The organism is Aquimarina callyspongiae, assembly GCF_034322225.1.
GTDB lineage: Bacteria > Bacteroidota > Bacteroidia > Flavobacteriales > Flavobacteriaceae > Aquimarina.
The window spans coordinates 24,609-48,451 of sequence record NZ_JAXLPA010000008.1 but is presented as its reverse complement, the minus strand read 5'-3'; the positions used below and the strand labels follow the sequence as shown (position 1 = coordinate 48,451).

At 29.6% G+C, this 23,843-nt stretch carries 23 protein-coding genes; all 23 read right to left on the bottom strand.

What is annotated here, in order from left to right:
- Positions 1-14: 14 nt before the first annotated feature.
- Positions 15-1,292, bottom strand: a complete 1,278-nt coding sequence (locus U0D62_RS23890) for an O-antigen ligase family protein (protein ID WP_322289881.1) — start codon at positions 1,290-1,292, stop codon at positions 15-17.
- 29 nt (positions 1,293-1,321) lie between these two features.
- Positions 1,322-2,605, bottom strand: coding sequence for a DUF6418 domain-containing protein (locus tag U0D62_RS23885; RefSeq protein WP_322289880.1), 1,284 nt, complete (start codon positions 2,603-2,605; stop codon positions 1,322-1,324).
- Positions 2,602-3,621 carry a polysialyltransferase family glycosyltransferase gene (locus U0D62_RS23880; RefSeq protein ID WP_322289879.1) on the bottom strand — a complete coding sequence of 340 codons (1,020 nt, stop codon included), beginning with the start codon at positions 3,619-3,621 and terminating at the stop codon, positions 2,602-2,604. The genes U0D62_RS23885 and U0D62_RS23880 overlap by 4 nt, the downstream gene beginning before the upstream one ends.
- Positions 3,605-4,858 carry an oligosaccharide flippase family protein gene (locus tag U0D62_RS23875; protein ID WP_322289878.1) on the bottom strand — a complete coding sequence of 418 codons (1,254 nt, stop codon included), beginning with the start codon at positions 4,856-4,858 and terminating at the stop codon, positions 3,605-3,607. Before U0D62_RS23875 ends, U0D62_RS23880 begins: the two co-directional genes overlap by 17 nt.
- Before the next feature lie 3 nt (positions 4,859-4,861).
- Positions 4,862-5,914 carry a pseudaminic acid synthase gene (pseI, locus tag U0D62_RS23870; protein ID WP_322289877.1) on the bottom strand — a complete coding sequence of 351 codons (1,053 nt, stop codon included), beginning with the start codon at positions 5,912-5,914 and terminating at the stop codon, positions 4,862-4,864.
- A gap of 14 nt (positions 5,915-5,928) precedes the next feature.
- On the bottom strand, positions 5,929-6,870 hold the full coding sequence (locus U0D62_RS23865; RefSeq protein ID WP_322289876.1) for an ATP-grasp domain-containing protein: 942 nt from the start codon (positions 6,868-6,870) through the stop codon (positions 5,929-5,931).
- A complete protein-coding gene (locus U0D62_RS23860; RefSeq protein ID WP_322289875.1) occupies positions 6,867-7,577 on the bottom strand; it encodes a metallophosphoesterase family protein in 711 nt (236 codons plus the stop codon). Before U0D62_RS23860 ends, U0D62_RS23865 begins: the two co-directional genes overlap by 4 nt.
- A 4-nt stretch (positions 7,578-7,581) precedes the next feature.
- Positions 7,582-8,280, bottom strand: coding sequence for an SDR family NAD(P)-dependent oxidoreductase (locus U0D62_RS23855; protein ID WP_322289874.1), 699 nt, complete (start codon positions 8,278-8,280; stop codon positions 7,582-7,584).
- Between the two features lie 68 nt (positions 8,281-8,348).
- On the bottom strand, positions 8,349-9,359 hold the full coding sequence (gene pseG / locus U0D62_RS23850) for a UDP-2,4-diacetamido-2,4,6-trideoxy-beta-L-altropyranose hydrolase (RefSeq protein WP_322289873.1): 1,011 nt from the start codon (positions 9,357-9,359) through the stop codon (positions 8,349-8,351).
- Between the two features lie 73 nt (positions 9,360-9,432).
- Positions 9,433-10,722, bottom strand: a complete 1,290-nt coding sequence (locus U0D62_RS23845; RefSeq protein WP_322289872.1) for an aspartate aminotransferase family protein — start codon at positions 10,720-10,722, stop codon at positions 9,433-9,435.
- The gene (locus tag U0D62_RS23840; RefSeq protein WP_322289871.1) at positions 10,715-11,479 is read right to left on the bottom strand and encodes a glycosyltransferase family protein; all 765 of its coding nucleotides are present in this window, start codon (positions 11,477-11,479) and stop codon (positions 10,715-10,717) included. The genes U0D62_RS23845 and U0D62_RS23840 overlap by 8 nt, the downstream gene beginning before the upstream one ends.
- 1 nt (position 11,480) lies before the next feature.
- Positions 11,481-12,356 (bottom strand): aldo/keto reductase, encoded by an 876-nt coding sequence (locus U0D62_RS23835; RefSeq protein ID WP_322289870.1) that lies wholly within the window; start codon positions 12,354-12,356, stop codon positions 11,481-11,483.
- A complete protein-coding gene (locus U0D62_RS23830) occupies positions 12,346-12,873 on the bottom strand; it encodes a GNAT family N-acetyltransferase (protein ID WP_322289869.1) in 528 nt (175 codons plus the stop codon). Before U0D62_RS23830 ends, U0D62_RS23835 begins: the two co-directional genes overlap by 11 nt.
- Positions 12,874-12,875: 2 nt before the next feature.
- Positions 12,876-14,012, bottom strand: a complete 1,137-nt coding sequence (gene pseC / locus U0D62_RS23825) for a UDP-4-amino-4,6-dideoxy-N-acetyl-beta-L-altrosamine transaminase (protein ID WP_322289868.1) — start codon at positions 14,010-14,012, stop codon at positions 12,876-12,878.
- Entirely contained in the window at positions 14,009-15,028 is a 1,020-nt protein-coding gene (pseB, locus tag U0D62_RS23820) for a UDP-N-acetylglucosamine 4,6-dehydratase (inverting) (protein WP_322289867.1), read from the bottom strand. The genes pseC and pseB overlap by 4 nt, the downstream gene beginning before the upstream one ends.
- 98 nt (positions 15,029-15,126) lie before the next feature.
- Positions 15,127-15,999, bottom strand: a complete 873-nt coding sequence (rfbD, locus tag U0D62_RS23815; RefSeq protein ID WP_322289866.1) for a dTDP-4-dehydrorhamnose reductase — start codon at positions 15,997-15,999, stop codon at positions 15,127-15,129.
- 24 nt (positions 16,000-16,023) lie between these two features.
- Positions 16,024-17,067 (bottom strand): hypothetical protein, encoded by a 1,044-nt coding sequence (locus tag U0D62_RS23810; RefSeq protein WP_322289865.1) that lies wholly within the window; start codon positions 17,065-17,067, stop codon positions 16,024-16,026.
- A 73-nt stretch (positions 17,068-17,140) separates the two neighbouring features.
- A complete protein-coding gene (gene rfbC / locus U0D62_RS23805; RefSeq protein WP_322289864.1) occupies positions 17,141-17,689 on the bottom strand; it encodes a dTDP-4-dehydrorhamnose 3,5-epimerase in 549 nt (182 codons plus the stop codon).
- 3 nt (positions 17,690-17,692) lie between these two features.
- Complete coding sequence (gene rfbA / locus U0D62_RS23800; RefSeq protein WP_322289863.1) at positions 17,693-18,550, bottom strand: glucose-1-phosphate thymidylyltransferase RfbA; 858 nt, start codon at positions 18,548-18,550, stop codon at positions 17,693-17,695.
- Positions 18,551-18,593: 43 nt separating this feature from the next.
- On the bottom strand, positions 18,594-19,604 hold the full coding sequence (rfbB, locus tag U0D62_RS23795) for a dTDP-glucose 4,6-dehydratase (RefSeq protein WP_322289862.1): 1,011 nt from the start codon (positions 19,602-19,604) through the stop codon (positions 18,594-18,596).
- A gap of 1 nt (position 19,605) precedes the next feature.
- On the bottom strand, positions 19,606-20,610 hold the full coding sequence (locus U0D62_RS23790; RefSeq protein ID WP_322289861.1) for a GumC domain-containing protein: 1,005 nt from the start codon (positions 20,608-20,610) through the stop codon (positions 19,606-19,608).
- A 4-nt stretch (positions 20,611-20,614) separates the two neighbouring features.
- Positions 20,615-22,312, bottom strand: a complete 1,698-nt coding sequence (locus U0D62_RS23785) for a DUF6909 family protein (RefSeq protein WP_322289860.1) — start codon at positions 22,310-22,312, stop codon at positions 20,615-20,617.
- 25 nt (positions 22,313-22,337) lie between these two features.
- Positions 22,338-23,837 carry a GH3 auxin-responsive promoter family protein gene (locus U0D62_RS23780; protein ID WP_322289859.1) on the bottom strand — a complete coding sequence of 500 codons (1,500 nt, stop codon included), beginning with the start codon at positions 23,835-23,837 and terminating at the stop codon, positions 22,338-22,340.
- Positions 23,838-23,843 lie beyond the last annotated feature (6 nt).

Genomic DNA, 23,843 nt, shown 5'->3' with positions numbered 1-23,843 from the left:
TGTTTTATAGCTTTTCAATTGTTATTATTTTGATGGTTAGTTTTAATATCCAATTTATTTCCTGATACCCCTGAGATGTTATTCTTAAATAAAAGTGTGCTTTCAATAATTAATAACGAAATAAAGATAGAAAAGAAAACCACTCCTTTTTGACGAACTAATACTGACTCAGTAAAAAATGCCAACATAATTACTAAAACAACAAGTAATTGTGTTAAATTTTTTGTTCTATAAACCATTTTAAACGATATTATTAATATCAGTATTAATAATAAAAGCCCAACAAACCCAAGCTCTAGAGCAGTAGTTAGGTATTGGTTATGTGAATTTAGGTCTTTTAAATTTTTATACCCTTTTTTATTATAAAGATCGTTTAATATTATTTTTGATGTTTTTGTACCGTAACCTAAAACTTCTTTCTCTTTAAACGCTTCATAAGAAGTATTCCATAATTTTTGTCTTAACGTAATATTATGGTATTCTTCTCCAATATCCGAAACATAAGTTTTAGTGTTTAAACCTAGTTTACTTAAAGAATCATAAAATTTATCATTGACATATTGGCTTGTATTAATTAATAATACAGTTAAAGCCATAACACCTAACAAAATTAAGATCGTTTGGATATTAAGAATTTTTTTAAAATTCCTAATACCATATATAAAAGTTACCAGCAAATATGTAAAAACACCCATTCTTGTTCCTGATAAAACAATGAAACACAAAAATAGAAGTGTAATTGGTGTTTTATATTTTTTTATAACGCCTCCAAAAAGTAAGAAAACATTGGCTACATTGATATACATTACATCATAAGGATAGTGGAAATGATACATTGATCTTTGAACAAAATTATAATTTAATCTATGTTCATAGTTAATTATAAGATTATACCCTAATGTTATCAATGCAATAATGCAAAAAATGACACAAGCGATTATAAAAACAGTTTTGGCCTTATAAATCTGTTTTAAGTCTAATTTAATTAATGCAAATAATATTGGGATTATTAATAAAGGTATTTGAGTTTCAATTCTTTTATAACTAATGCCAAAATCAGAAGAATAAAACATACTTATTATCTGAAAAAAATAATAAACCGTTATTAATATTAATACCTTATTTCTAAGTAATACTTCTTTAAGATCAGATTTATCGCCAAAAATTAAAAAAACACCTAAAAGCAATCCAATAGATATTGGAGATAATATCATAGTAAATGGGAGCACTGCAATAACTAGAAAAAAACAAAACTCTACTATTTTTGATTTGTTTTTAAAAAATTGATTCATTTTTATAATCTGTATAGATATTTTATTAACTAATTATTCTCTTGTTGATTTATTCTTAGTTTTTCGCGTGTTCTTTGATTCATAAAAACAAAAATGCTATAGCAGATAAGAAATATAATGGTATACTTTAATTTATAAAAATATCCCATAGTAAATGCATAGATCGTCCAATTAAACAGCTGATATGTTATTACAGACATAACATAAGCTTTTTTTGTAATAAACTCTTTTAATAGCCACCCTAAAAACCCTAAAATTGATACCGTTAAAAACACATGTATAATCAAGGCTATCCAAATGGGGTAAACCATAAGTAGTATTGAGGGGTATCCATTAGTAAAATTAAATCCTTTGTTTATGGCTTTATCTAATCCCGTTTTAACAGCGGCAAACTTATACATCAATTTTTGCATTCCCTTAGATAAATCCATAAAATTATAGGAATGAGCTTCATCATTATAAACATATGTTTCTGCCGCTCCCCACATCAAATGACCCTGTAGTCCAAAGGCTCTGTAAAAAATAGCTTCATTGGGGTCATAAATTTTTATTATCGCATAAGGAGAACGTTCTTCATAACGCTTATAAATTACTGCATACGCTACTCCAAATATTATTATTAATGGGAAAAGTACCTTTTTGTTGAAAATCTTTTTAAAGTCGATTTTATAATCTGATGTCAAGACAATAGGGAGAAAAAAGGAAAATAATCCAGAAACAATTGGTGAGAATTTTTGGCCAATTAAAAAATTATAGCCAAAATAAACCATCATTAAAAAAATAGAAGATTTTTTATACCTTTTAAAAAGTATTCCTAAAGCAAATGGGATAAAAATTGAAGTGTTTCCTAAAACTTTATTTAAAAAAGGAAATTTAGAATTCTCCCAATATGTAAATCGAGTAACTCCAATATCAAAAAGAGGTAATCTTGATTGGCTTGCATTATATAACAATACTAACAAAGTTGCTATTACAATAAAGAATATAACTTTAACATCTAAGATAGTATTACCAATTTTTAATCTAGGCGTAATTGGCTTTACTTTTTTTAAAGTATTAAACGTCGCTAAAATGAACAAAAAGGTTATTATAAAATAAACAATGTAGATTAAAGTTGCTCCAACAAAAAAACTATCTCTTCCTTGTTCACTTATATATATTCCCTCTTCTATATAAATCAAGGAAGGTATAATGGATAAACCTTGAAAAACCAACAATCCATAAATAAACAATACTTTAAAGTTCTTCTTTGCAAACATGTACAAAAAGAAGAAAAATATGCCTAATAAGATTAAGTTAAATACTAGTGTCATTTAAAAATATTTACTCCTAATTCCTTATAAAGAGTTATTAGATTTTTGTTTTTATCATTAAAAGGTAAGACGGTAAAAAGAATTGGGCTATCTTTCAATGCAATTTTTAAATTCAAAATGGCACTCGATTCAAATGAATAGATTTCCAGGGGTGCAATTTCAGGAATACAATCTTCTATCGGAGTATTATCAAGAAATAACTCATAGTTTTCAAAATTTTGTTTTAAAAGTTTTTTCGCAATACTTATATCTCCATTTCTATGAGGTTTATAAACAACTTTCTTGCCCTTTTTTTGTTCTTTAATCCTTTTAAACAACAAATCTAATCTTTTTTCATAATATGCTTCACCTTCTTCACAATTATGCATTATATCTTGCCCTATAATTAAAACAACATCCTCAAAAGGTTTATACAATATTTGCTCAAAAGGTAGTTTTATAGATTTTTCTGAGCAAATAGCCTTTTCAGGAATTCTAACATATTGTCCGTTAACAATATTAGCGCTAATATTTGTAGGGTGAGATAAAAATATTTCAAATCTTAAATTATACAACCTACATAACTTTTTCTTAAAACTTAAGGTGCTTATTACTCGATCAGGATGATAATAATTCAGTATCCCATCTTCTACAACATAAAATGTGTTTTTGGTATTAGTTTTAAAGATTTGAAAAATATGATTTGTAAGAATATCATCAAGATTACAATAATAGAATTCACATCTTGATTTTAAAGAAAACTCTCTTTTAATCTTTTTCAAATATTTTTTGTACCCACTAATCTTTTTTAACTGAAATATTATTTTACCTAAACCAGATGAAACTGTATATGTTAAATCCATATTCCCGTTTATCACATTATCCCATAGTTTCGTCTCATATTTAAAATTACCAGGGTTCAATAAAATTGTACTACCAGAAGAATGTAATTCAGATTTTATTATACTCTCAAAATTTAAAATATGACTAGGAGAAATAGCAATAAAGACGTTTATATTCTTAGTTTTTATATTCAATTGTCTTTTTTTTAAAATTATGCCAATAAAACCTCTTCAAAAATAAAATGAGTCCAAAGCTAATTAGTGTAGAAATGGCAGCTGCTAAAATACCAAATATCGGGATAAAAATCATATTTAGAATAACATTCAAAATTGCTGCAAATAAAGCTGGTTTAAGTATTTGTTTATCTTTCTTATAGCTATATAATAAAAAATGAAATAGTAATGAAAAATTAAGCATAATATTACCAACTAAAACCACAAAATAAACAGGTAGCTGTAATGAGAAATCTTCTTTATCTAACCAATGTAAAGTGGGATATATCATTATAGCAATTAGTATGCTTATTAAAATTACTGTGATATACAATTCTTTAGAAAACTTAGAGATCATATTCTTTATCTGATCCGGATCATTAGAGTTTACTGCTCTTAATAAATTAGGAACTATCAATGTAATAGTAATTGTATTAACAACAATATTTACAATATTTGCAAAGTTGGTATAAAAAGAATATATACCAACCGATTCTTTGCCCAAATACCAATCTATCATATAACGATCAGAGTACTCTATTATTTTATAAGCAACAGTGCCAATAAAAAAAGGGAAGCTTACTGATATTCCTTTTTTAATCCATTTTTTGTCAATGGAGAACCAAACAACATTCTGAAGCATCTTCTTTCTGGAAATTATTAAAAATCCAGCGCTAAATAGCAAACTCAATACTGAACCTCCAATCCAATAGTAAAGAATCTTTTCGATATTAATTTCATTTTTTAATAGAAAGTATTCAACAAATACCATTATTAAAATCCAAAATGCAGTCCTAATAAAAAGAGTTAGATTGGCCAGGTTTTGTTTATTAAACAAATTAAAAAACCTAAATATCTCCTGAGATAAATGCTCTAATATCAATAAAATATAAAATGGAAATAAATATTCAAACGGAATTATTTCTTTTAAGAATATTAAATATACTATAGGAATAAAAACTATATAACCAATGGTATGAAACCAAAATTGGTTTAACAAAAATGATTGCTGATTTGTTTTATTTTCAATTAATTCTCGATGAGAATAATTATAAAAATCAAAGCCTAATAAAAAAACAAAAAATGTAATCGTTGTAACAATTAGACTTATTACTCCATAATCAGAAGTAGAAAGTACTTTTGAAAGACCAATCATCAATAGAAATTTTGCTCCCATTGAAGATCCTCTTAACAATAATGCTGTGATTTTTTTTTGCATTACTTAGTCAAAATATTTCCAATCTAAAGGTGTTCCTCTTACGATATCCTGAGAAAAAGTTTTTCCTATAACTTTATTATAATATTTAGGAGCCAATCCATTTCCTGGTCGGATAGATTTAATATTTTTTTCGGTTAATTTTTCTCCTTTTTTTACATCTTCAACAATAAAAAGTGATCTTGACGCCAATTTAGATAATTTTGAAGCCTTGTCTTTTATTTTATATGATATCTCTCCAATCGCTTTTTCTGCATCTCTAACCGAAGTAACCATTTGTGTAAATTCTCCTGTGTCTAATGAGAACGATGCATCTGCTCCCCCTATTGATTTATCTAAAATAAAATGTTTTTCAATAACTTTCGCCCCAAGAGCAACTGAAACCGTTGGAACAATCGTCCCAAGTGTATGGTCAGAAAGCCCTGGAATTACATCAAAAGTTTCTGCCAAATTATTTATTGTTTTTAAATTAGCGTCTTCAATAGGTGCCGGATAAGAGGTTGTGCATTTTAATAAAATCACATTGTTATTACCAACACTCCTACAAGTATTAACCGCTAATTCTATGTCAGAGATAGAAGCTATCCCAGTACTTATAATTATTGGTTTTCCTGTTTTTGCACATTTTTCAATTAATGGAATATCTAGAATTTCTGGAGATGCTATTTTATAAGCAGGGGCTTTTAATTCTTCTAAAAAATCAACCGCGGTCAAATCAAAAGGTGAAGAAAAGCAGATTAAGCCTTCTTCTTTTGCTACTTCAAATAGTTTTTTATGCCATTCTCTAGGCAAAAAGGTCTCTTTATATAAATCATATAAATATTTACCATCCCAAATAGTTCCATGATTTATCAAAAACTCTGGTCGTTTTGAATTTAATGTGATCGTATCGGGAGTAAAAGTTTGTAATTTTATTGCATCTGCTCCTGTTTTTTTTGCCTCTCTAATCGTTTCGATTGCAATATCGATTTTACCTCCATGATTTGCAGACAACTCTGCTATTATAAAGCAAGGTTCATTTCCTCCAATTTTTCTGTCTCCTATATATAGTTCCTTCATTGTCTTATCTTAATTTATGAAATGTATTCACTAAAGCCTTTATAAAACTTTTTACCTTCCTCTACTTCTATGTAATTAGATAATTTTTGATCTTTTTTGTCTTCAATCGACCACAATACATCTTTAAACCCAAATAAGTGTCTAAATAATACTGTGCTTGAAAATCTAGGATTAATTTCAAAAACTACTGGTCCTTTGGAGGTAAGTCTAAGTTGAACATTTATGCTTCCGACTAAATTCAATTTCTCAGCAATTTTTTCAAGTGTTTCAGATATTTCCTTATTATGAATTACTTCTCCGTACCCACTATATCCACCTGTTAATTCTCTTTTAAGAATAATACTTCTGATTTCTCCTTTACCACTTCTAAACAATCCACAAGTATATTCTCCTTGTTCTGATGATAAATACTCTTGTACTATATAATCTGGATATTTATCTTTTAAAAAATTGAATTCATTAATTTCTCTAACAACATTTACTTTTGACGATCCCGATCCTGTACGAGATTTAATGATTACCGGGAATTCCTTTGGTTTCTCAATATCTTTTAAAATTACAGTATCAGGAAAAGGCAAGTTATTTTCTTTTAAAAAACTTGCTGTTTTTAGTTTATCAAAACCTATTTCCAAGGTAATTTCATTGGCACAAAGCATTTGGGCTTTCCCTATTTTATCCAATATTTTTGAATTTGAGAAAAACCGAAGTTCTGGTTCGGCTATAGGTAATATGATATCTATATTATTATTTTCAATAACAGTTTCAAGATTTTTTATATAATCTTTATCTGTATAAGGTAGACCAAGAAAAAAATCTTCATATATAAATTGCCCTGCATTTTTATCAGAGATATCGCACCCCATTAGTTTGTTTACATAATCACTATTATTCAATATTTTACCGATACTTTGTCCAATATCTCCTCCACAACCTGTTACTAATATGTTCAATTTCATAATGTGTTATTATTCCTTCTCAAAATTTTAAACAAATATTCTCTTTCTTTATTTTCTCTCAGTTCTTTTTCTAATCTGGAAATATCATAAGGTGTATTTTGAGGTGTGTACACCATATTTTCTGTATTTATGATACCCCAATTTGCAATCCCTCCTATGGTTCTAGCCTGACCTACAGAACCTACATTGATAATCATAGTTTTCTCTCCTCTATATACCATTGGATAATGTGTATGACCTATGAATACAAAGTCATAATTACTTGATCCGAATGTGTTTAATATTTCTTTATCAATATCCGGATACACATACTGATCTTTATCCAACGGAGAACCATGACAAAGTAAGAATTTAATATTATCAATTACGACTTCTTTTTCTTCTGGTAACTGAGATATTTCATTAATTAAATTATCCTCAAAATCTTTCTCATACTTTAAATAACTACTTCCATATTTAGCAATTACTTTTTTTCTGTATTCATCATCCTCATTTAAGAAATCCAAAAATATTCTTTCATGATTTCCTGCAATCATATGATGTTTCCATCTTTTAATCTCATTAAAAACTTCTTGAGCTCCATCATAATACCCTAAATGGTCTCCTAAAGAAAATACAAAATCGACATTTTCTTTTTTCATTTGCTTAGAAACAGATCTAAGAGCATCTATGTTTCCATGGATATCTGATAAAACAGCTATCTTCATAATCTCAACTTTTTAATGAGTTAATTTGATTAATAATCTTTATAGCTGCATTTTTAGGACTTTGTAATTCACTATTTTCTTTCAGCTTTATAAAATCTTTTACTTTGGGAAAAATTTTATCATCAGTGTTTCTAATCACTTCTTGCATTCCTGAATCAATCACGCCCGGATCTATATTTAAAACACTAACATTATTGTTTTCTTTTTCCTGTTCTTTTAAAGTTTCAAAAAACATCTCATTTGCTGCCTTAGAAGCGCAATATAAACTCCAACCAATAATAGGACGTTTTGCTGCACCTGTAGAAATGTTTACCAAGTTAATTTTCTTGTTTTTAGCTTCATTAAATAAATAGTTAGTTATTAGTAGAGGTACAGCTGTGTTGAGATGTAATATATGTAATATCTGTTCATTAAGAAAAGAACCTATTTTATCTATTGGGGTTATGATAGCTGCATTATTTATATATGTTAATTCTTCAGCCTCACCAATCAGTTGCGATATTCCTAAATCCTGATTAGGGTTTTTAAGGTTTATCAAATCTATAGATATATAAATAAACTTATTATCTCTAAGCAATTCTTCTTGGCTTTTATTTATTCTTCTAGAGATTGCTATGATTTTATATTCATCACAAGCAATGAAATGATCAAATATAGCCTCACCAAGTCCTTTATTTATTCCTGTAATTAATATGAGTTTCATAGAAGAACAATTTTTTAAACCTTTTATGTTTTAAAACTATTTAATATAAGTAGGCTATTGAATTCTTTTTAAAGGTTATTTACTAACTTCAGAAATCTTTCTTTTTGATTACCGTCAATACATTTAGATTGATTGTTAATATACGATTGAAGCAAAGATACATCACTAAATTTTACAATAATGTCTTTTAGTTTTTTAAAATCAAAATCGCAAAAATCACCTATCCCATAAAAGCATTTCTTTTGATTAAACCAATTATATACCGATTTTTGGTTTTCTACAAAATACCCAGAAATAATTGGCATTTTAACACATAAAAGCTCGTATAGTATTGTACTTGTAGGAGCTATTGCCAAATTGCAAAGCTTCATAACTTTTATTAATTCTTTTTCTGACAGATTTCTATAAACTCTAATACGTTGCGGGAACTTATGTTTTAGTTCATTTATTTCATCTCCATTATAAGCAGCACCAATAACTATATGAATATTGCTAACTTGGTCAATTTCTAGTAAAACCTTAGCTGTTTGATAAGAGAAGTTAAATTTATCTGCTCCTCCGAAACATATAAAAGCTGTGTTAATTTTGTTTATAGTTCTTTTCTCTTTGGCTAATTCTAAAAACGCAGGTCTAAGTAAAGAATACTCTGTTCCAAGAGCGAATTGGGTATAATCTTCACTTTTAAAATCTGAAACTTGAGAAGAAGATGAATGATTAATCACTATATCAGCATACATGTGTTCTTTTGCTAAATCATCTATAAAAATCAATGAAAAGCCTAAATCTTTTATGCTTTTTTGATAAGATGATGTGAAATGATAACCATCTGCAATAATAATATGTTCTTCAGGATTATATCTAGAGGCTAGCCATAAGGGTTCTTCTAGCAAATCTATTTGTTTGTCAATTACTACAATATTATAATCTTCAGGAATTACCTCAACAGTAGATGAAGATTTTGTTATGTAAGTATACTCATAACTTTGTTTATAGACTTCAGCAAGAGCAAACAACCTATACAGGTGGCCTAGACCTGTTATTGTATTGCCATCAGCTCTAAAAAGTATTTTTTTCTTCAAAAGAGATATTTTTATTAAACTCTATAAGTTTTAGATGTTTTCTCTTAAATTAATTACTTTGATTAAGGTTCAATTATCTTACTTTAAACAAAGGAACCAAAGGTTTTGCCTTTAAAGCGGTATCAATATTATTTTGACTTTCTACATCTTTGAGAGTGTCGAAAAATATTGTATAAGCATTCATTAACTGATCAATATCTTCTTTAGTATGAGAATAGCTCAAGTTATGAGTTCCTAAAGCAAAAATACCTTGCTCAAACATAATTTGCATAAACAGCGTTTTCAATTCTTCTGTAGTTGCCCAATTTGTTGATTTTATAACCAAAAATGACCAACAAGGGTAGCCTTGAACACTAACTATATCCTCTAAGCTATAATTTGTGATCAGTTTGTTTAAATTATCTATCAGATATTCGCCAACTTTAAAGATGGAATCTATAACCGGTTCTGTTTGTAAAATATTTAGTGTTGTATAGGCCGCAGCTAATGAAAGTGTTTCTCCTCCAAAAGTAAATGAGAAAAAAACATCCTCCATTAATGACATAATTTCCTTTTTACCAGCAACTGCTGAAAGAGGATACCCATTGGCCAAGCCTTTTCCAAAAGTTGCTAGATCAGGAGTAACTCCAAAAAATTCTTGAGCACCACCATTTGCATACCTAAAACCAGTAACTGTTTCATCAAATATTAAAACAGCTCCTTCTTTATGAGTTAATTCTTTTACTTTTTTTAAAAAATTATCTTTAGGTGGAGAAATGTTTACAGGTTCAAGGATTACAGCTGCAATATTTCCTTTCAATTCCTCAATCTTTTCTTCTAAAGAATGGATATCATTGTATACAAATTTATGTGTTAAATCTTGAGTAGCTACCGGCACTCCCTGATTACGTGTAGTAGATCCAATATACCAATCCTGCCAGCCGTGATATCCACAAACCAAAACATAATCTTTTTTTGTATAGGCTCTTGCAATTCTTATAGCTCCAGAAGTAGCATCTGAACCATTCTTACCAAACCTCACTCTTTCTGCGCAAGGAACCATTTCACATATTTTTTCTGCAACCATAAACTCTAATTCATTAGCCAAAGAAAAAATAGTTCCTTTTTCTAATTGTTTTGATACAGAGTTGTTAACTTTTTCATTATTATATCCTAAAGTTATCGCCGCTAATGAATTTACAAAATCTATATATTTATTTCCATCAACATCCCACATATAAGCACCATGACCTCGCTCTGCAAAAAAAGGAGAAATTCCTATTGGCAATTGTGTTTTACTTTTGCTAAAGGTCTGAGAACCTAGAGGAACTGTTTTTTCTGCTCTTTTTAAAAACTCCTCTGATTTTTTATACTTACTACTCATCTTTATCTTCTTTTATAGATTTTAAATAACCTTCGTTCCTTATAATTTTGTTATTTAACTTATTAATCTCTTCATTTTCCTGATAGTATCTTGCATATTCCAACCAACTTTTGTTACAACCTAAATTTTCGATTATTATTTTAATCACCTGAAAATCTGATATTTCATCAACCGTCAATCTTACACCATTAAAAGAATCATTTAATCCATAATTATCGGATTTAAATAAATCCTCTCCTCTATAAGTTGATTTATTATAAATATATGGGGTTACATGTTCTCTTTCTGATTTGAGTTTTGATTCTTTCCAGGCTTTCTCTAAGGCAGAAAATTTAAATACTTCAATATCTTGTCCATCAGGATAATGTTCTTCTAAGGTATTAGAACAATAATCCAAATCATTATCTTTGGTATATTGAATTACCTCATCAATTAAAATTGGATCTATTAGAGGACAATCCGAAGTTAATCTTACAATGTAATCTGGACTAATTTTATGTATTGTTTGATAAAATCGATCTAATACATCATCTTCACTACCCCTATAATATTTTACATTTAATAGTTTTGCAAGCTCTTCAATCTTATCGTCCTCTTTATTGATTGTGGTAGCAATAAATATTTCATCGATTAACTTACTTCCTTTTATCCTATTAATATGAATTTCAAGAAGGCTTTTCCCTTTAATTTCTTTTAATACTTTATTTGGAAGTCGCGTAGATCCGGATCTGGCCTGCGTAATGACTACTGTTTTCATATTACGTCCAGTTTGAAGGGTTTAACATTTCTTCTTCTTTTACATTTATTAAGTCAATCTCATCATTTGGAATAGACAATTTCTCCTTGCAAATTTTAATGTTATTGATTAATTGTTCCTCACTTTCTACACCAATTAAAACATGATCTACATACTCTTTTTGAAGAGCATATTGCAAAGCAAGAGCTTCTATAGAAACCGAAGATTTTTCCTTAATATTATTAAGAAGTTTTAGATAAGGAGTTAATGGTTTCAGGTAATCTGATAAATCCTCTGTTTTTTTAAAAAACAAACCTTGTAAAAACACTGATCGTGTATGAATTTCTATGCCTTTATTTTTCGCTTTTTCTAAAAGGGTTTTTCTTTTATACTGATTATCCAATAAATTAAACGGAATTTGAATAAAATCAAAACCGTCATAATTAGAAATTATATCTTCTATTTCATTATTTGTATAAAGTGAAATTCCTGCTTTTTCTATTATTCCATCTTTTCTCGCGGATAAAATTTCATCATAAAGGTTTATGTTTTTTTTAAAATTATCATAGTTATGAAACATATATCCATGTAATCTATTGGCACTTAGTATTTTGCAATTATTTGATATGTGATCTAATAGCTCTCCCTTTGGTACTATACAATTAGCTGCTAATTTTGTAATAATCTCAAATTGAATACTTGGATTCTTTTGTTGGAATTTACCTATTACTTCTTGTGAAATCCCATAAGCCTCAGCTGTATCTATAATTGTTATTCCGTTGTTATAAGCTGTACGTAAAATATTAAATGAACTGTCTAAAGATGGTCTTCCTTGTAGGTTATTAATCCCATAATTTAAACCTAATTGGACAGTTCCTAAAACCAGTTTATTGATCATTTTTTTTCATCATTCGTATAGAGTTACATACTTCTCCTTGATAAACTCCATTATTCTTAATTTCTTCATACCTTTTGAAACCCATCTTATCATACAGCTTCAAGGCGCTTGTATTTTTTTCTATTACCCCTAAAGTAATTTTAGATAACTTTATTTCTTCAAAACAGTATTGAATAATTCTTAAAGAAGCTTCTTTAGCATAGCCTTTACCCCATTCTTTTCTATCACCCATCATAATACCATATTCTCCGGAGTTTTCTTGTTTATCAATTGGGTCAATTTTGATATTACCAATATGTTTATCATTATGCTTAATGTGAATAGCCCAAAATAATATTTTTTTTTCTTCCTGTTCTTTTAAGTATTCTTTTAAGTCTTCTAGTGTATAATTACCTCCTGTTTCAAGATATCTATATACTTCTATATCATTTAACCAACCAACATATTTTGTTGATAAATGTTTTAAAGAAAGTGGTTTTAATATAAGTCTTGGGGTTTCAATACTTGGAGCTTTCATTATTAAAAACTTAGTACTTTTTCTATAACAAAATCTTGTTCTTCTTCGGTCAACGTAGGATACATCGGTAAACTAATACAATTTTTATAATAGTTTATAGAATTATCTAAATTCACATCATGATATCCTATTTCTTTATAATATGGTAAAGTGTGAACGGGTATATAATGTATTTGAGCATAGATACCTTCTTTTCTCAAATAATCATACAATTCTTTTCTGTTATCAACCTCTATTACAAACAAATGATGTGCATTGTGTGCATTATTCGGTAATGATTGATATTTTATCTTTTTTTGAAAAGCGTCTTTATATTTTTTAGCTATTTCATTTCTTTTTTTGACTCCCTCTTGATTTTTGGCTAATTGAGTAATTCCCAGAGCAGATTGTATGTCTGTTAGTCTATAATTAAATCCCAATTCTTGCATTTCATAAAACCACCCTCCATGATTTTCTGTCATATTTTCTTTAGTAATTCCATGTGATCTTAAAGATAATAGCCTTTTATAAATCTTCTCATCATTGGTAGTTATCATCCCTCCTTCTCCACAGGCAATATGTTTAACAGGGTGGAAAGAAAAAATTCCTACATCTGAATTACGGGCATTTCCACACATTTGTTTTTCGCCACTAGAGTCTATAAAGTATCCGCCAGGAGCATGACAAGCATCTTCAATTATCCATAAATCATGTTCATCCGCAAGATTTCTAAATTTTTCGGCATCAACAGGTAAACCGGCAAAATCCACAGGAATTATACCTTTAAAAAAACCTTTTGGTTTACTTTCAATTAATTTTTTAACACTATCTAAACAAAGTAAATATGTATTCGGATCTATATCTGCAAACCACACTTCACCTCCTGCATATCGTATACAATTAGCGGAAGCAGCAAAAGTTATCGGTGTAGTAATAACCCTTTCACCAGACGCAAGACCTAGTGCTAAAACCGAAATATGCAAACCCGCTGTAGCATTACTAACGGCAACAGCATATTTACTGTTTACATAATCGCTAAATTTTTCTTCAAACTCTTTAACTTTAGGACCTTGTGTAAGAAAATCAGCTTGTAACGTCTCTATTACCGTATCAATATCGTTTTTGTCTATTGATTGCCTTCCATAAGGTATTACTTTCATGATACAGTAAAATTTGGATCTATATGCTGTTTTACTAACCCTCTAAGGCTATCTATCGTTTCCCAATCTGTATTCTCTCCTGAATTATAGTAAAACCCTTCAGGAACTCTTTTTGCATCAAAACTATCTACGTATTCTTCTAGATTAAAAACCGGTTTTTGAGGAAGAATAGCATAATATTTGCCCAGGTCCCATGTATTAAAAGAATCGGACATAGTTATCATTTCTTCATGAAGTTTTTCACCTGGTCTAATCCCTACTATTTCTTGTCTGGCTTCCGGAGCTATCGCTGTAGCTACATCAGTAATTTTATAAGAAGGTATTTTAGGCACAAATATTTCTCCACCCCAAGCATTTTGAATTGCATTGAAAACCATTTCGCAGCCATCTTCTAAACTTATATTAAATCGGGTCATTCTGTTATCAGTAATTGGTAAAACACCATCGTCTTTCTTTTTTAAGAAAAATGGCATTACCGATCCGTTTGAACCCATAACATTTCCATATCGTACTACTGAAAATTTTATATCTCTCTTTCCTTTAATATTATTAGCTGCTACAAACAATTTATCAGAAGCTAATTTGGTGGCACCATATAAGTTAATTGGTGCTGCAGCTTTGTCAGTAGACAAAGCGACTACATTTTTTACACCTGTTTCCAGTGCAGCGTTTATAACATTTTCAGCTCCAAGAATATTAGTCTTGACACATTCCATGGGATTATATTCTGCAATGTGGACATGTTTCATAGCTGCTGCATGAATAACGATATCTATTCCTTCAAAAGCTCTCAATAGTCTATCGTTATCCCTAACATCTCCAACAAAATATCTCATCGCCGGATATTTGTAATCAGGGAAATCCATTCCCATCTGAAAATGTTTTTGTTCATCCCTGGAAAATATCACTAATCTTTTTACATCTGGAAAACGTTCTAAAATAAGTTCGGTGAATTTTTTACCAAAACTACCTGTTCCTCCAGTAATAAGTATAGATTTTCCATTTAAATCTAACATAATATAAAAATTTTTGTCTTTTAAAATTTCTTTACACTCACAAAAAATTCTAATTTTTTGTGCTATTTATAACATAAAAAAGAACTTCTTATTGTAAATTATACAACCTTACTGTTGTTCTTTTTCATTAACCTTCTTAAAGATTCTTTCCACTCCAAAATATCTAGATTGAACTTCTCCTTCACCTTTTCTTTACTTAAGACACTATGTTTTGGGCGTTTGGCAAAAGTAGGGTAATTATCTGTCATTTTCAGGTTTATTGACTTTAGTTTCCCTGAATTTTTCAAAATTTCTCTAGCAAAATCATACCAGGTCGCACTCCCAAGATTACTAAAATGATAAATTCCATAATTTTTATTCTTAGCTTCTATGATCTGAAGTAAAAAATTAGCCAAATCGTTTGCATTAGTTGGAGTACCAGTTTCTGAAGTTGTAATGGTAAAATCTTTTTGGATTTCAGATTTTTCCAGAATGGTTTTATAAAAATTCTTACCAAACTGCGAATACAACCAAGATGTTCTAATAATAAAATATTTTTTTAATATTTCCTGAATATACTCTTCTCCTTTTAACTTAGATTTCCCATATTCATTGATAGGATTTGAAACATCTTTTTCTATATAAGGAACATTTGTATTGCCATCAAATACGTAGTCTGTAGATATGTGTATTAATGTAGTATTATACTTTTTACAAACTTTTGCCAAATTCTTTGCTCCTTCAGCATTTATTAGAAAGGCCCTTTCTGATTCTTTTTCTGCCTTTTCCACATTGGTATAAGCAGCACAGTTAATTAAATAATCATATTTTTCTCTTTCAAAAAAAACATTAATTAATTCAATATTTGTAATATCAAAGTCCTCTTTAGCGCAAAATAATATATTTAATGTTGGGTGGTTATTTTGTATATCAAGAATACATTCTCCAAGTTGTCCTTTAGATCCTGTAACTAATACCTTTGTCTTCTCCATTCTTTTGTCAACTTCATTAAAACTTTAATCTTTATTATAGTTTTTTAGATAAGTGTTCAAAGACAATAACATTAATATAAAGAATACAAGACTTATTAAAATTAGCGGAAATAATATTTTTTTGCTTTTCAAGAATTCTTTAGATAAAACTCCTTTGGCCGGGAAATCGGAAATTACATTAATTGTATTTTCAGTATTGGCTTTTAAGTTATTTAATTGTATTTTTTCTTCCTTAAGCTCTTTTGATTGTAATAATAGATCGATTTCTGTAGTCGACGATACCGAGGTGTCTTCAGCAAGGTTAATGCTAGTAGAGCTTACAGGTTTATTTGCTTCAAGTAACTTTATTCTTTTATAAAAGTAATGTAAAGAATCTATCTCACCTAATTGCTTTTCTATAAGAGAATCTTTTAAAGCTATATTTTCATCGTTTACTTTCTTCTGAAGTTGAAAATACTCATTATTTTCTATAGATTTAAGAATTGCATTTTGGCATTTTTTTGCAACTTCAGGATCTGTTGCATCAATCTGTATTCTATGAAATTTGGCATTGATATCATTAAAATTTTTTAAATAATCCTCGTATTCTACCAATTTTCTTGATACAGTGTCTAATTCTTGAATAAACTCACTAAATTGCCTTATTCTTTGAGTATTATCCGAAAAAGATTCTATTTTCACACCTACTATCGTCTTTGCAAGACTATCAGAAACTTTTAAAGCCAAACCTAATACTCGGCTTTCTTTTTTTTCTGCAAGTTCATTATAAAATTCAATATTATTATATAACTGTTGTACGCTGTTAAAATTCGGTTCAACAATCATTGACGATCTATAAATAGGATCGGATATACTATCCCAATACCACCCTACACCTAAACCTAAAGTACCGGCAATAACAAACTTTATAAAATGAGTTCTTATGAATTGAAGAAACAAGATGATTAAATGAAAGGTAGTTTTAAATATATTTCCAATAAAATGAAAGAGTTTATTAAAACCGTCACCTATAAATTTAAACAATTGTCCTAAATCTATTTCTTCTGATGTATTTTCTTTATTACTCATATTCTTGATTGACTTAAAAGTATAATCCCCTTATATTTTGTGCAAATTTAATTTCTTTTATGGATATGAAGAATTATTTTAAATTTAAATCTTTAAGTAATCTTAAATCTTTGTCCTTGTCGGATAGTTTTATTTCAGATTCATCAAGTTTCCAATCAATTTTTAGTGCTGGATCATTATAAATAATTCCAGATTCTGAAGGTTTATCGTAATAATTATCGCATTTGTAACTAAAAACTGTATTTTCACTTAGTACAACAAAACCATGAGCAAATCCTCTCGGAACAAATAATTGGTAATTATTTTCTTCATTTAAAACAATTGAAAAATGTTCACCATATGTTTTTGATCCTGGTCTCAAATCTACCGCAACATCTAATACTTCTCCTCTAATGACTCTTACCAATTTTGCCTGTGCACATTCACCTGTTTGAAAGTGTAACCCTCTAAGAACACCTCTTTCAGATATTGATTGATTATCTTGAACAAAATTTATCTTCAGGTTTGTTAGTTCTTCAAATTTTCTTTTATTAAAGCTTTCAAAAAAGGCTCCTCTATTATCTCCGAATATCTTTGGTTTTATGATAAAACAACCATCTATAAATGTATTTTCGATCTGCATTTGTTAATCAAGTTGTTGTAAATATTTTCCGTACCCACTTTTAAGCAATGGAGTCGCTAAATTCAGGAGTTGTTCTTTATTTATAAAACCTTTTTTATAAGCTATTTCTTCTATCGCACCAATCTTAAGACCCTGTCTCTCTTCAATCACTTGAACAAACTGTGACGCTTGCATAAGCGAATTAAATGTTCCTGTATCTAACCAGGCGGTACCTTTATCTAATATGCTCACTTTTAACTTTTCTTTTTGAAGATATACGTTATTCACATCGGTTATTTCTAATTCTCCCCGGTCACTAGGTTTTATATTTTTTGCTATTTTTACTACCTCATTATCATAAAAATAAATCCCTGGTACTGCATAATTAGATTTGGGCTCTTCTGGCTTTTCCTGTATCGAAATAGCTTTTCCTTTAGTGTCAAAATCAACAACACCATATCGTTCCGGATCTTGAACATGGTATGCGTATATAACTCCTCCATCTGGATCATTATTACTTTCTAAAAGTTCATCTAAACCAGATCCATAAAAAATATTATCTCCTAAAATTAGAGCTACTTTATCGTCTCCAATAAACTTTTCTCCGATAATAAATGCCTCTGCCAAACCATTAGGTTGATCTTGTACTTCATATTCAAAAACACATCCATATTTATTTCCGTCACCCAACAGTTTTTCAAACAAAGGTAAATCTTGAGGAGTAGAAATGATGAGTATTTCTCTTATTCCAGCCGACATTAACGTGGATAATGGATAATAAATCATAGGCTTGTCGTATACTGGCATTAATTGCTTACTAATGGCCAATGTAAGTGGATGTAAACGTGTTCCGGAGCCCCCCGCTAGAATTATTCCTTTCATTTCTTGAAGTTATGAGTTCCAGTATATACTGGAATAATAAATACTATCTATAGTTATTTAAATACCAATCTATAGTTTTTTCTATACCGGTTTCAAAATTTTCCTCGGCCTTCCAATCTAATTCATTTTCTATTTTTGAAGCATCTATAGCATATCTATAATCATGACCAGGTCTATCCTTTACAAAAGTGATTAATTCTTTGTAAGATTTTTGATTCTTTCTAGGAGTTTTTTTATCTAATATACCGCAAATAACCTCTGCTATATATATGTTTTCACGTTCATTTTCTCCACCTATATTATAGGTTTCACCTAATCGTCCATTATCAAGTACTATATCTATTCCTTTGCAATGATCTAAAACATATAACCAATCTCTGATATTTTTACCATCCCCATAGATCGGTATATTTTCTTCATTAAGAGCTTTTCTTATAATAGTAGGTATTAGTTTTTCGTCATGTTGCCTTGGACCGTAATTGTTAGAGCAATTAGTCGTTAAAACAGGTAATCCATAAGTATGGAAGTAGCTTCTTACCAACATATCAGATGACGCTTTAGATGCACTATAAGGGCTATTGGGGGCATATGGTGTTTCTTCTGTAAATAAACCGGTTTTACCTAAGGTACCATAAACCTCATCCGTAGAGACATGTAAAAATCGAGCGTTTTTAAATCCTTCCTTAAACATATTTGGACCTTCCATCCAATTTTTATAGGCAGTATGAAGTAAATTAAACGTTCCTATGATATTTGTGTCTACAAAAGCTTTAGGGCCGCTAATAGAATTATCTACATGGGATTCAGCCGCAAAATGAACAACTGAATCTATCTTATATTTTAAAAAAACATTCTTTATAAAATCTACATCACAAATATCTCCTTGGATAAACTCGTAATTATCATTGTTTTGAATATTGATGTTTCCAAGGTTTGCTGCGTAAGTAAGCTTATCTATATTTATTAGTTTAACATCCTTAAACGTTGACTTATAATTCAAATAATTTGAACCTATAAATCCTGCTCCTCCTGTTATTAAAATTGTTCTTTTCAATTTATACTTTTTTGGAGTCCATAAAATTATTTATATTCTTATAAGAGCTTTTAAAAAAGAATAGTATAGAAGCTAACCCAAACAAAAAAATTGGAAATAAAACAATCATCCTTTTATGTAGTTGATTTTTCGTCTTTATAATACCGCCGTTCTCTATAATCGAAAAAATTTCTTTATCTAATATAATTATTTCCTCTTGCTCTTCAATACTAGCTAATAGATTAGTTTTCTGTTTTAATAATGCAGATAATACCGGAGTTTTAGATTCATCAGCAAACACCATTATATCATTTTTCTCATCGTTAGGTGTTTTATTGATTTTTTCTAAATATTCATCAATAAATTTAAGCGATTTTTTACTGGCCTCGATGTTCATTTTGGCTTGTGAAATTTTAAAACTCCTTAAGTCTTTAAAATATTCATTAGATTTTACATAATCCAACACAGCTGCAGAGATTTTTAAATTTTTATCACCCCCGTTTTTAAAATGTAAAGTAAGAAGGTGATGCTTATAGAAATTCCGGTACTTTTCCTCTTCAAGTTGGCTTTCTTGGTATCCTTCTATTATATGATGAAAGAAATCTCTATCTCCATATTCTTTATGTAATTCATCTAAAACATCGGTTGCTTGTATTATTGGTTCTAGCTCTATTTTTTTCAGGTTTTTTATTATCTCTACATTCAAACCTAATTTATTCAAAAATAACTCATCCTTAAAGTTGCCTTTTAAACTTTCTATGTAATCATATATATATTTCCTGGTTTCGTATTTTGGTTCAACAATTATTGATTGTTTATATACAAATTTTGTATTCCATTGATTATCTAAGAAATAACCTGCAACCGCTCCAACAATAATTATACTAACAAATAAAATAGCTTTTCTTTTGTAAAAAGATATAATAGAAAAGAAGGTCTTAAGAATATTTAAACAAAATCTCTTAAAGGCCTTATATACCTGTCCTAAATCTATTTCTTCATCATGAGGTTGGGGTTGTTGACTCATATTATTATCGTTCCTTAAATATTTGTTCTAAAATTTTCTCAGTAATCAGATATGTAGGTTTTACACCTGTTGTTCCTAATCCTCCCGAAGCCAAAGTGCTTCCAGTCTCTAAAGGGTTATCAGAAGCATAATAAGCATAACGCACTTTTACATCAGAACTTATACTACCTCTTAATTTTGATGCAGATTGTATGGCTTTTTGATAATGTGCACCTTCCATTTCAAGACCTATTACATTCCAGGTAGAGTCATGAAAAAACTTAAGTATATCTCTATTTTGTAAAGATGTACCAAGTACTGTAATCATGGCTCCATCATAAATATCAATTCCAGCACCTTCTATGTCCTCTTTCTTTAATTGGTTTTGGAAAGGATAGTTATCTGCTGTTCCTTCAAAAACATGTGCAGATGGTATCATAATATCTCCTTTACCGCCTTCTAAAATACCCGCTTTACCCATAATGGATACCGATTTTACGTCCAGATACTTTTTACTCCCATCATTGCTGATATAAGGTTTCAAAAGTTCATCCATAGTTTCATATGCTTGTTCCCCAAAAGCATAATCCATTACGATTATTACTGGTTTTTCTTTATCATCTATGTCAGAAATTAACGCTTTATAATCACTTTCAGGATATTTTGAGGTATCAAAAATCTGAACATTAATGTTTGCTCCACTTTGATCTTCAATATAGGTCATTCCTTTCTGCAAGGCTATTTTTTCAACTTTGCCTCTTAGTTTACCACTATCACTTTCACTAAGTATCTCATAAATATCGAAAGTAGTTTTATTTTTAAGTTCTGTTTTTAAGGCTATTGGTGTATACAACGTATTCATCACACTATGCATATTAGCACTAATAATGTGAATTGGACGATGCAATATATCCAGTTCTTCAAGTTTGGATTTAATACTGTTTGCCCATATTTCTCCGTGAATATGATGACCTAAACGCTCTCTTAAAACAGGGCTAAAGGTTACAATTCGTTTATGGTCTTCAATATGCTCTTCTATTGCTAATTTTCCTAACCAATAAATAATATGTAGAAACCGTTCTTTATTTTCAGGACAAGAAAAATCCTTATAAATCAAGGAAACTTCTTCAAAAGTTCTTCCTAATATATTTGCTGTATGCGTTAAAGCTACTTCGCGCTCTGCTTGTGTAAGCTCTTTCTTAGATAAAACAGCTTTTTCCAATTTCTGCCAATCACGAGTAACATTTCCTTGCTCATTTATCACCACACATTTCATAATTTTATGTGATTCGATAAAAAGAAATGTAAGGTGTGTAAGAATATCGTAGATCTCAGAACGTCCTCGAGTTATCTCTATGTTCATTTGTTCTTCATCGATACGATAGCAGTTTCTTCTTCTTTTGGGAGGAACTATGGCTTCAAAATGAGAGTTTTTATATCCCTCTTCACTGGTAAGGTTAATATAAGGACATTCTTCTATACCATATGGCAAACGATCAATAACATATAACAAACCATTAAGCTCTACTTTTTCTTCTTCGGCAATAGATCCATAAATTTCTGGTCGTAAGGTTAACAAACCTTCTCGTAGTGTATCTCCAGAAACGCCCATTGGTTTATAAAAACCTCTATTAAATAAATGGCGCATAGTAATATACATACGCTCTATTGCACTTGAGCTTTCTTGAGCCCTTGTTCTTCCTTGTAGTTTAAGATTTGCCATAAATTTTTCCAAGCAAATATATAATTTATTTATCTAGCATAGTGTTAAGCACATCTGCGATTTTTCTATCGTTAGAGAGTCTTGGGAGTTTATTTTGCCCCCCTAGTTTTCCTATCGATTTCATATAGTTATTAAATCCTCCCTTAGGAATGGTAACAATTTTTAATGTTTGAAGAATATTTCCTTCTATCAAATCTTTGTAATAAGAATTCTGATCACATAAGGAACTATCTATTTTTTCTGCCAGTAAATCCATATTTTCTGGCTCTTCTTTAAACTCGATAAACCATTCATGATAGGGTAATTCTGTATTTTGTGGATTTATTTGAGGTGCGACTGTAAATTCATTAATCATAGCCCCTGTTACCTCTGCCCCTTCTCTTAGTGCTTCTTCTACTTCTTTACCTATCACATGTTCTCCAAAGGCTGAAATAAAGTGTTTTATTCTTCCTGAGACCACTACTCTATATGGTTCAACACTTGTAAACATTACAGTATCTCCAATATTATAGGACCATAATCCTGCATTACTAGAAATAAGCATTACATAATTTATTGCGACCTCAACATCTTCTAAAGTAATACGTTTAGGATTTTCTTCAAAAAAATTATCTGCTTTTACAAATTCATAGAACATTCCAGAATCTAATTGTAGTAACATACCCTTTTCATCTTGTTTATCCTGAAAAGCAAAAAAACCTTCTGATGCTGGATATAATTCTATGCTTGCTACTTTTCTACCTATTAGTTTTTCAAAGGTTGATTTATAAGGCTGATAGTTTACACCACCATATATAAAAAGTTCAAAATCTTTAAATAGCTCTCCTATGGATTTTCCTGTTTTTTTCTGAAGTCTTTCAAAATACATTTGCACCCAAGGAGGAATACCACTAATGATCGTCATGTTCTCATTAACTGTTTCTTCTACAATTGCATCTACTTTTTGTTCCCAATCTTCAATACAATTAGTTTCCCAGCTTGGCATTCTATTTTTTTGAAGATATTTGGGCACATAGTGTGCTACAATTCCTGAAAGACGACCTAATTTAATTCCATTTTTTTCGCTTAGTTCTGGACTCCCTTGTAGAAAAATCATTTTACCATCTACAAAATTGGTATTTCCTGTTTCAGCAATATAACATAAGATAGCATTACGTGCGGCTCTAATATGTGTGGGTATTGAAGCCGCTGTAAGGGGAATATATTTTGCACCACTTGTTGTTCCAGATGTTTTTGCGAAGTAAATAGGTTTTCCAGGCCACAGAATGTCACTTTCTCCTTCAACAACTCTATCAACATATGGTCGTAATTGTTCATAATCCCGGATAGGAACTCTTTCTGTAAAATCTGAAAAGGTTTTAATATTCTGGAAATCATGATCTTTTCCAAAAGTTGTCTTTTCGGCAGTTTTTATTAACTCTCTAAATACCCGTTTCTGAGTTTTTATTGGGTTATTTGCCCATTTATTTATCTTTTTACGGATACGTTTCGCAAAGATTTTTGCCCCTAATGTTTTTAAAGACATATGTCG

Excerpts from the sequence above, each read along its gene's own strand:
- U0D62_RS23835 (WP_322289870.1), bottom strand. The coding sequence starts at position 12,356 with ATGATCAATAAACTGGTTTTAGGAACTGTCCAATTAGGTTTAAATTAT.
- U0D62_RS23785 (WP_322289860.1), bottom strand. The coding sequence starts at position 22,312 with ATGGCAAATCTTAAACTACAAGGAAGAACAAGGGCTCAAGAAAGCTCA.
- U0D62_RS23855 (WP_322289874.1), bottom strand. The coding sequence starts at position 8,280 with ATGAAACTCATATTAATTACAGGAATAAATAAAGGACTTGGTGAGGCT.
- pseC (WP_322289868.1), bottom strand. The coding sequence starts at position 14,012 with ATGAAAGTAATACCTTATGGAAGGCAATCAATAGACAAAAACGATATT.
- U0D62_RS23790 (WP_322289861.1), bottom strand. The coding sequence starts at position 20,610 with ATGAGTCAACAACCCCAACCTCATGATGAAGAAATAGATTTAGGACAG.
- U0D62_RS23865 (WP_322289876.1), bottom strand. The coding sequence starts at position 6,870 with ATGAAATTGAACATATTAGTAACAGGTTGTGGAGGAGATATTGGACAA.
- rfbD (WP_322289866.1), bottom strand. The coding sequence starts at position 15,999 with ATGGAGAAGACAAAGGTATTAGTTACAGGATCTAAAGGACAACTTGGA.
- U0D62_RS23890 (WP_322289881.1), bottom strand. The coding sequence starts at position 1,292 with ATGAATCAATTTTTTAAAAACAAATCAAAAATAGTAGAGTTTTGTTTT.
- U0D62_RS23885 (WP_322289880.1), bottom strand. The coding sequence starts at position 2,605 with ATGACACTAGTATTTAACTTAATCTTATTAGGCATATTTTTCTTCTTT.
- U0D62_RS23840 (WP_322289871.1), bottom strand. The coding sequence starts at position 11,479 with ATGAAAACAGTAGTCATTACGCAGGCCAGATCCGGATCTACGCGACTT.
- U0D62_RS23780 (WP_322289859.1), bottom strand. The coding sequence starts at position 23,837 with ATGTCTTTAAAAACATTAGGGGCAAAAATCTTTGCGAAACGTATCCGT.
- rfbC (WP_322289864.1), bottom strand. The coding sequence starts at position 17,689 with ATGCAGATCGAAAATACATTTATAGATGGTTGTTTTATCATAAAACCA.
- U0D62_RS23830 (WP_322289869.1), bottom strand. The coding sequence starts at position 12,873 with ATGAAAGCTCCAAGTATTGAAACCCCAAGACTTATATTAAAACCACTT.
- U0D62_RS23860 (WP_322289875.1), bottom strand. The coding sequence starts at position 7,577 with ATGAAGATAGCTGTTTTATCAGATATCCATGGAAACATAGATGCTCTT.
- pseB (WP_322289867.1), bottom strand. The coding sequence starts at position 15,028 with ATGTTAGATTTAAATGGAAAATCTATACTTATTACTGGAGGAACAGGT.
- U0D62_RS23875 (WP_322289878.1), bottom strand. The coding sequence starts at position 4,858 with ATGCAAAAAAAAATCACAGCATTATTGTTAAGAGGATCTTCAATGGGA.
- rfbA (WP_322289863.1), bottom strand. The coding sequence starts at position 18,550 with ATGAAAGGAATAATTCTAGCGGGGGGCTCCGGAACACGTTTACATCCA.
- U0D62_RS23845 (WP_322289872.1), bottom strand. The coding sequence starts at position 10,722 with ATGAGTAGTAAGTATAAAAAATCAGAGGAGTTTTTAAAAAGAGCAGAA.
- pseI (WP_322289877.1), bottom strand. The coding sequence starts at position 5,914 with ATGAAGGAACTATATATAGGAGACAGAAAAATTGGAGGAAATGAACCT.
- U0D62_RS23810 (WP_322289865.1), bottom strand. The coding sequence starts at position 17,067 with ATGAGTAATAAAGAAAATACATCAGAAGAAATAGATTTAGGACAATTG.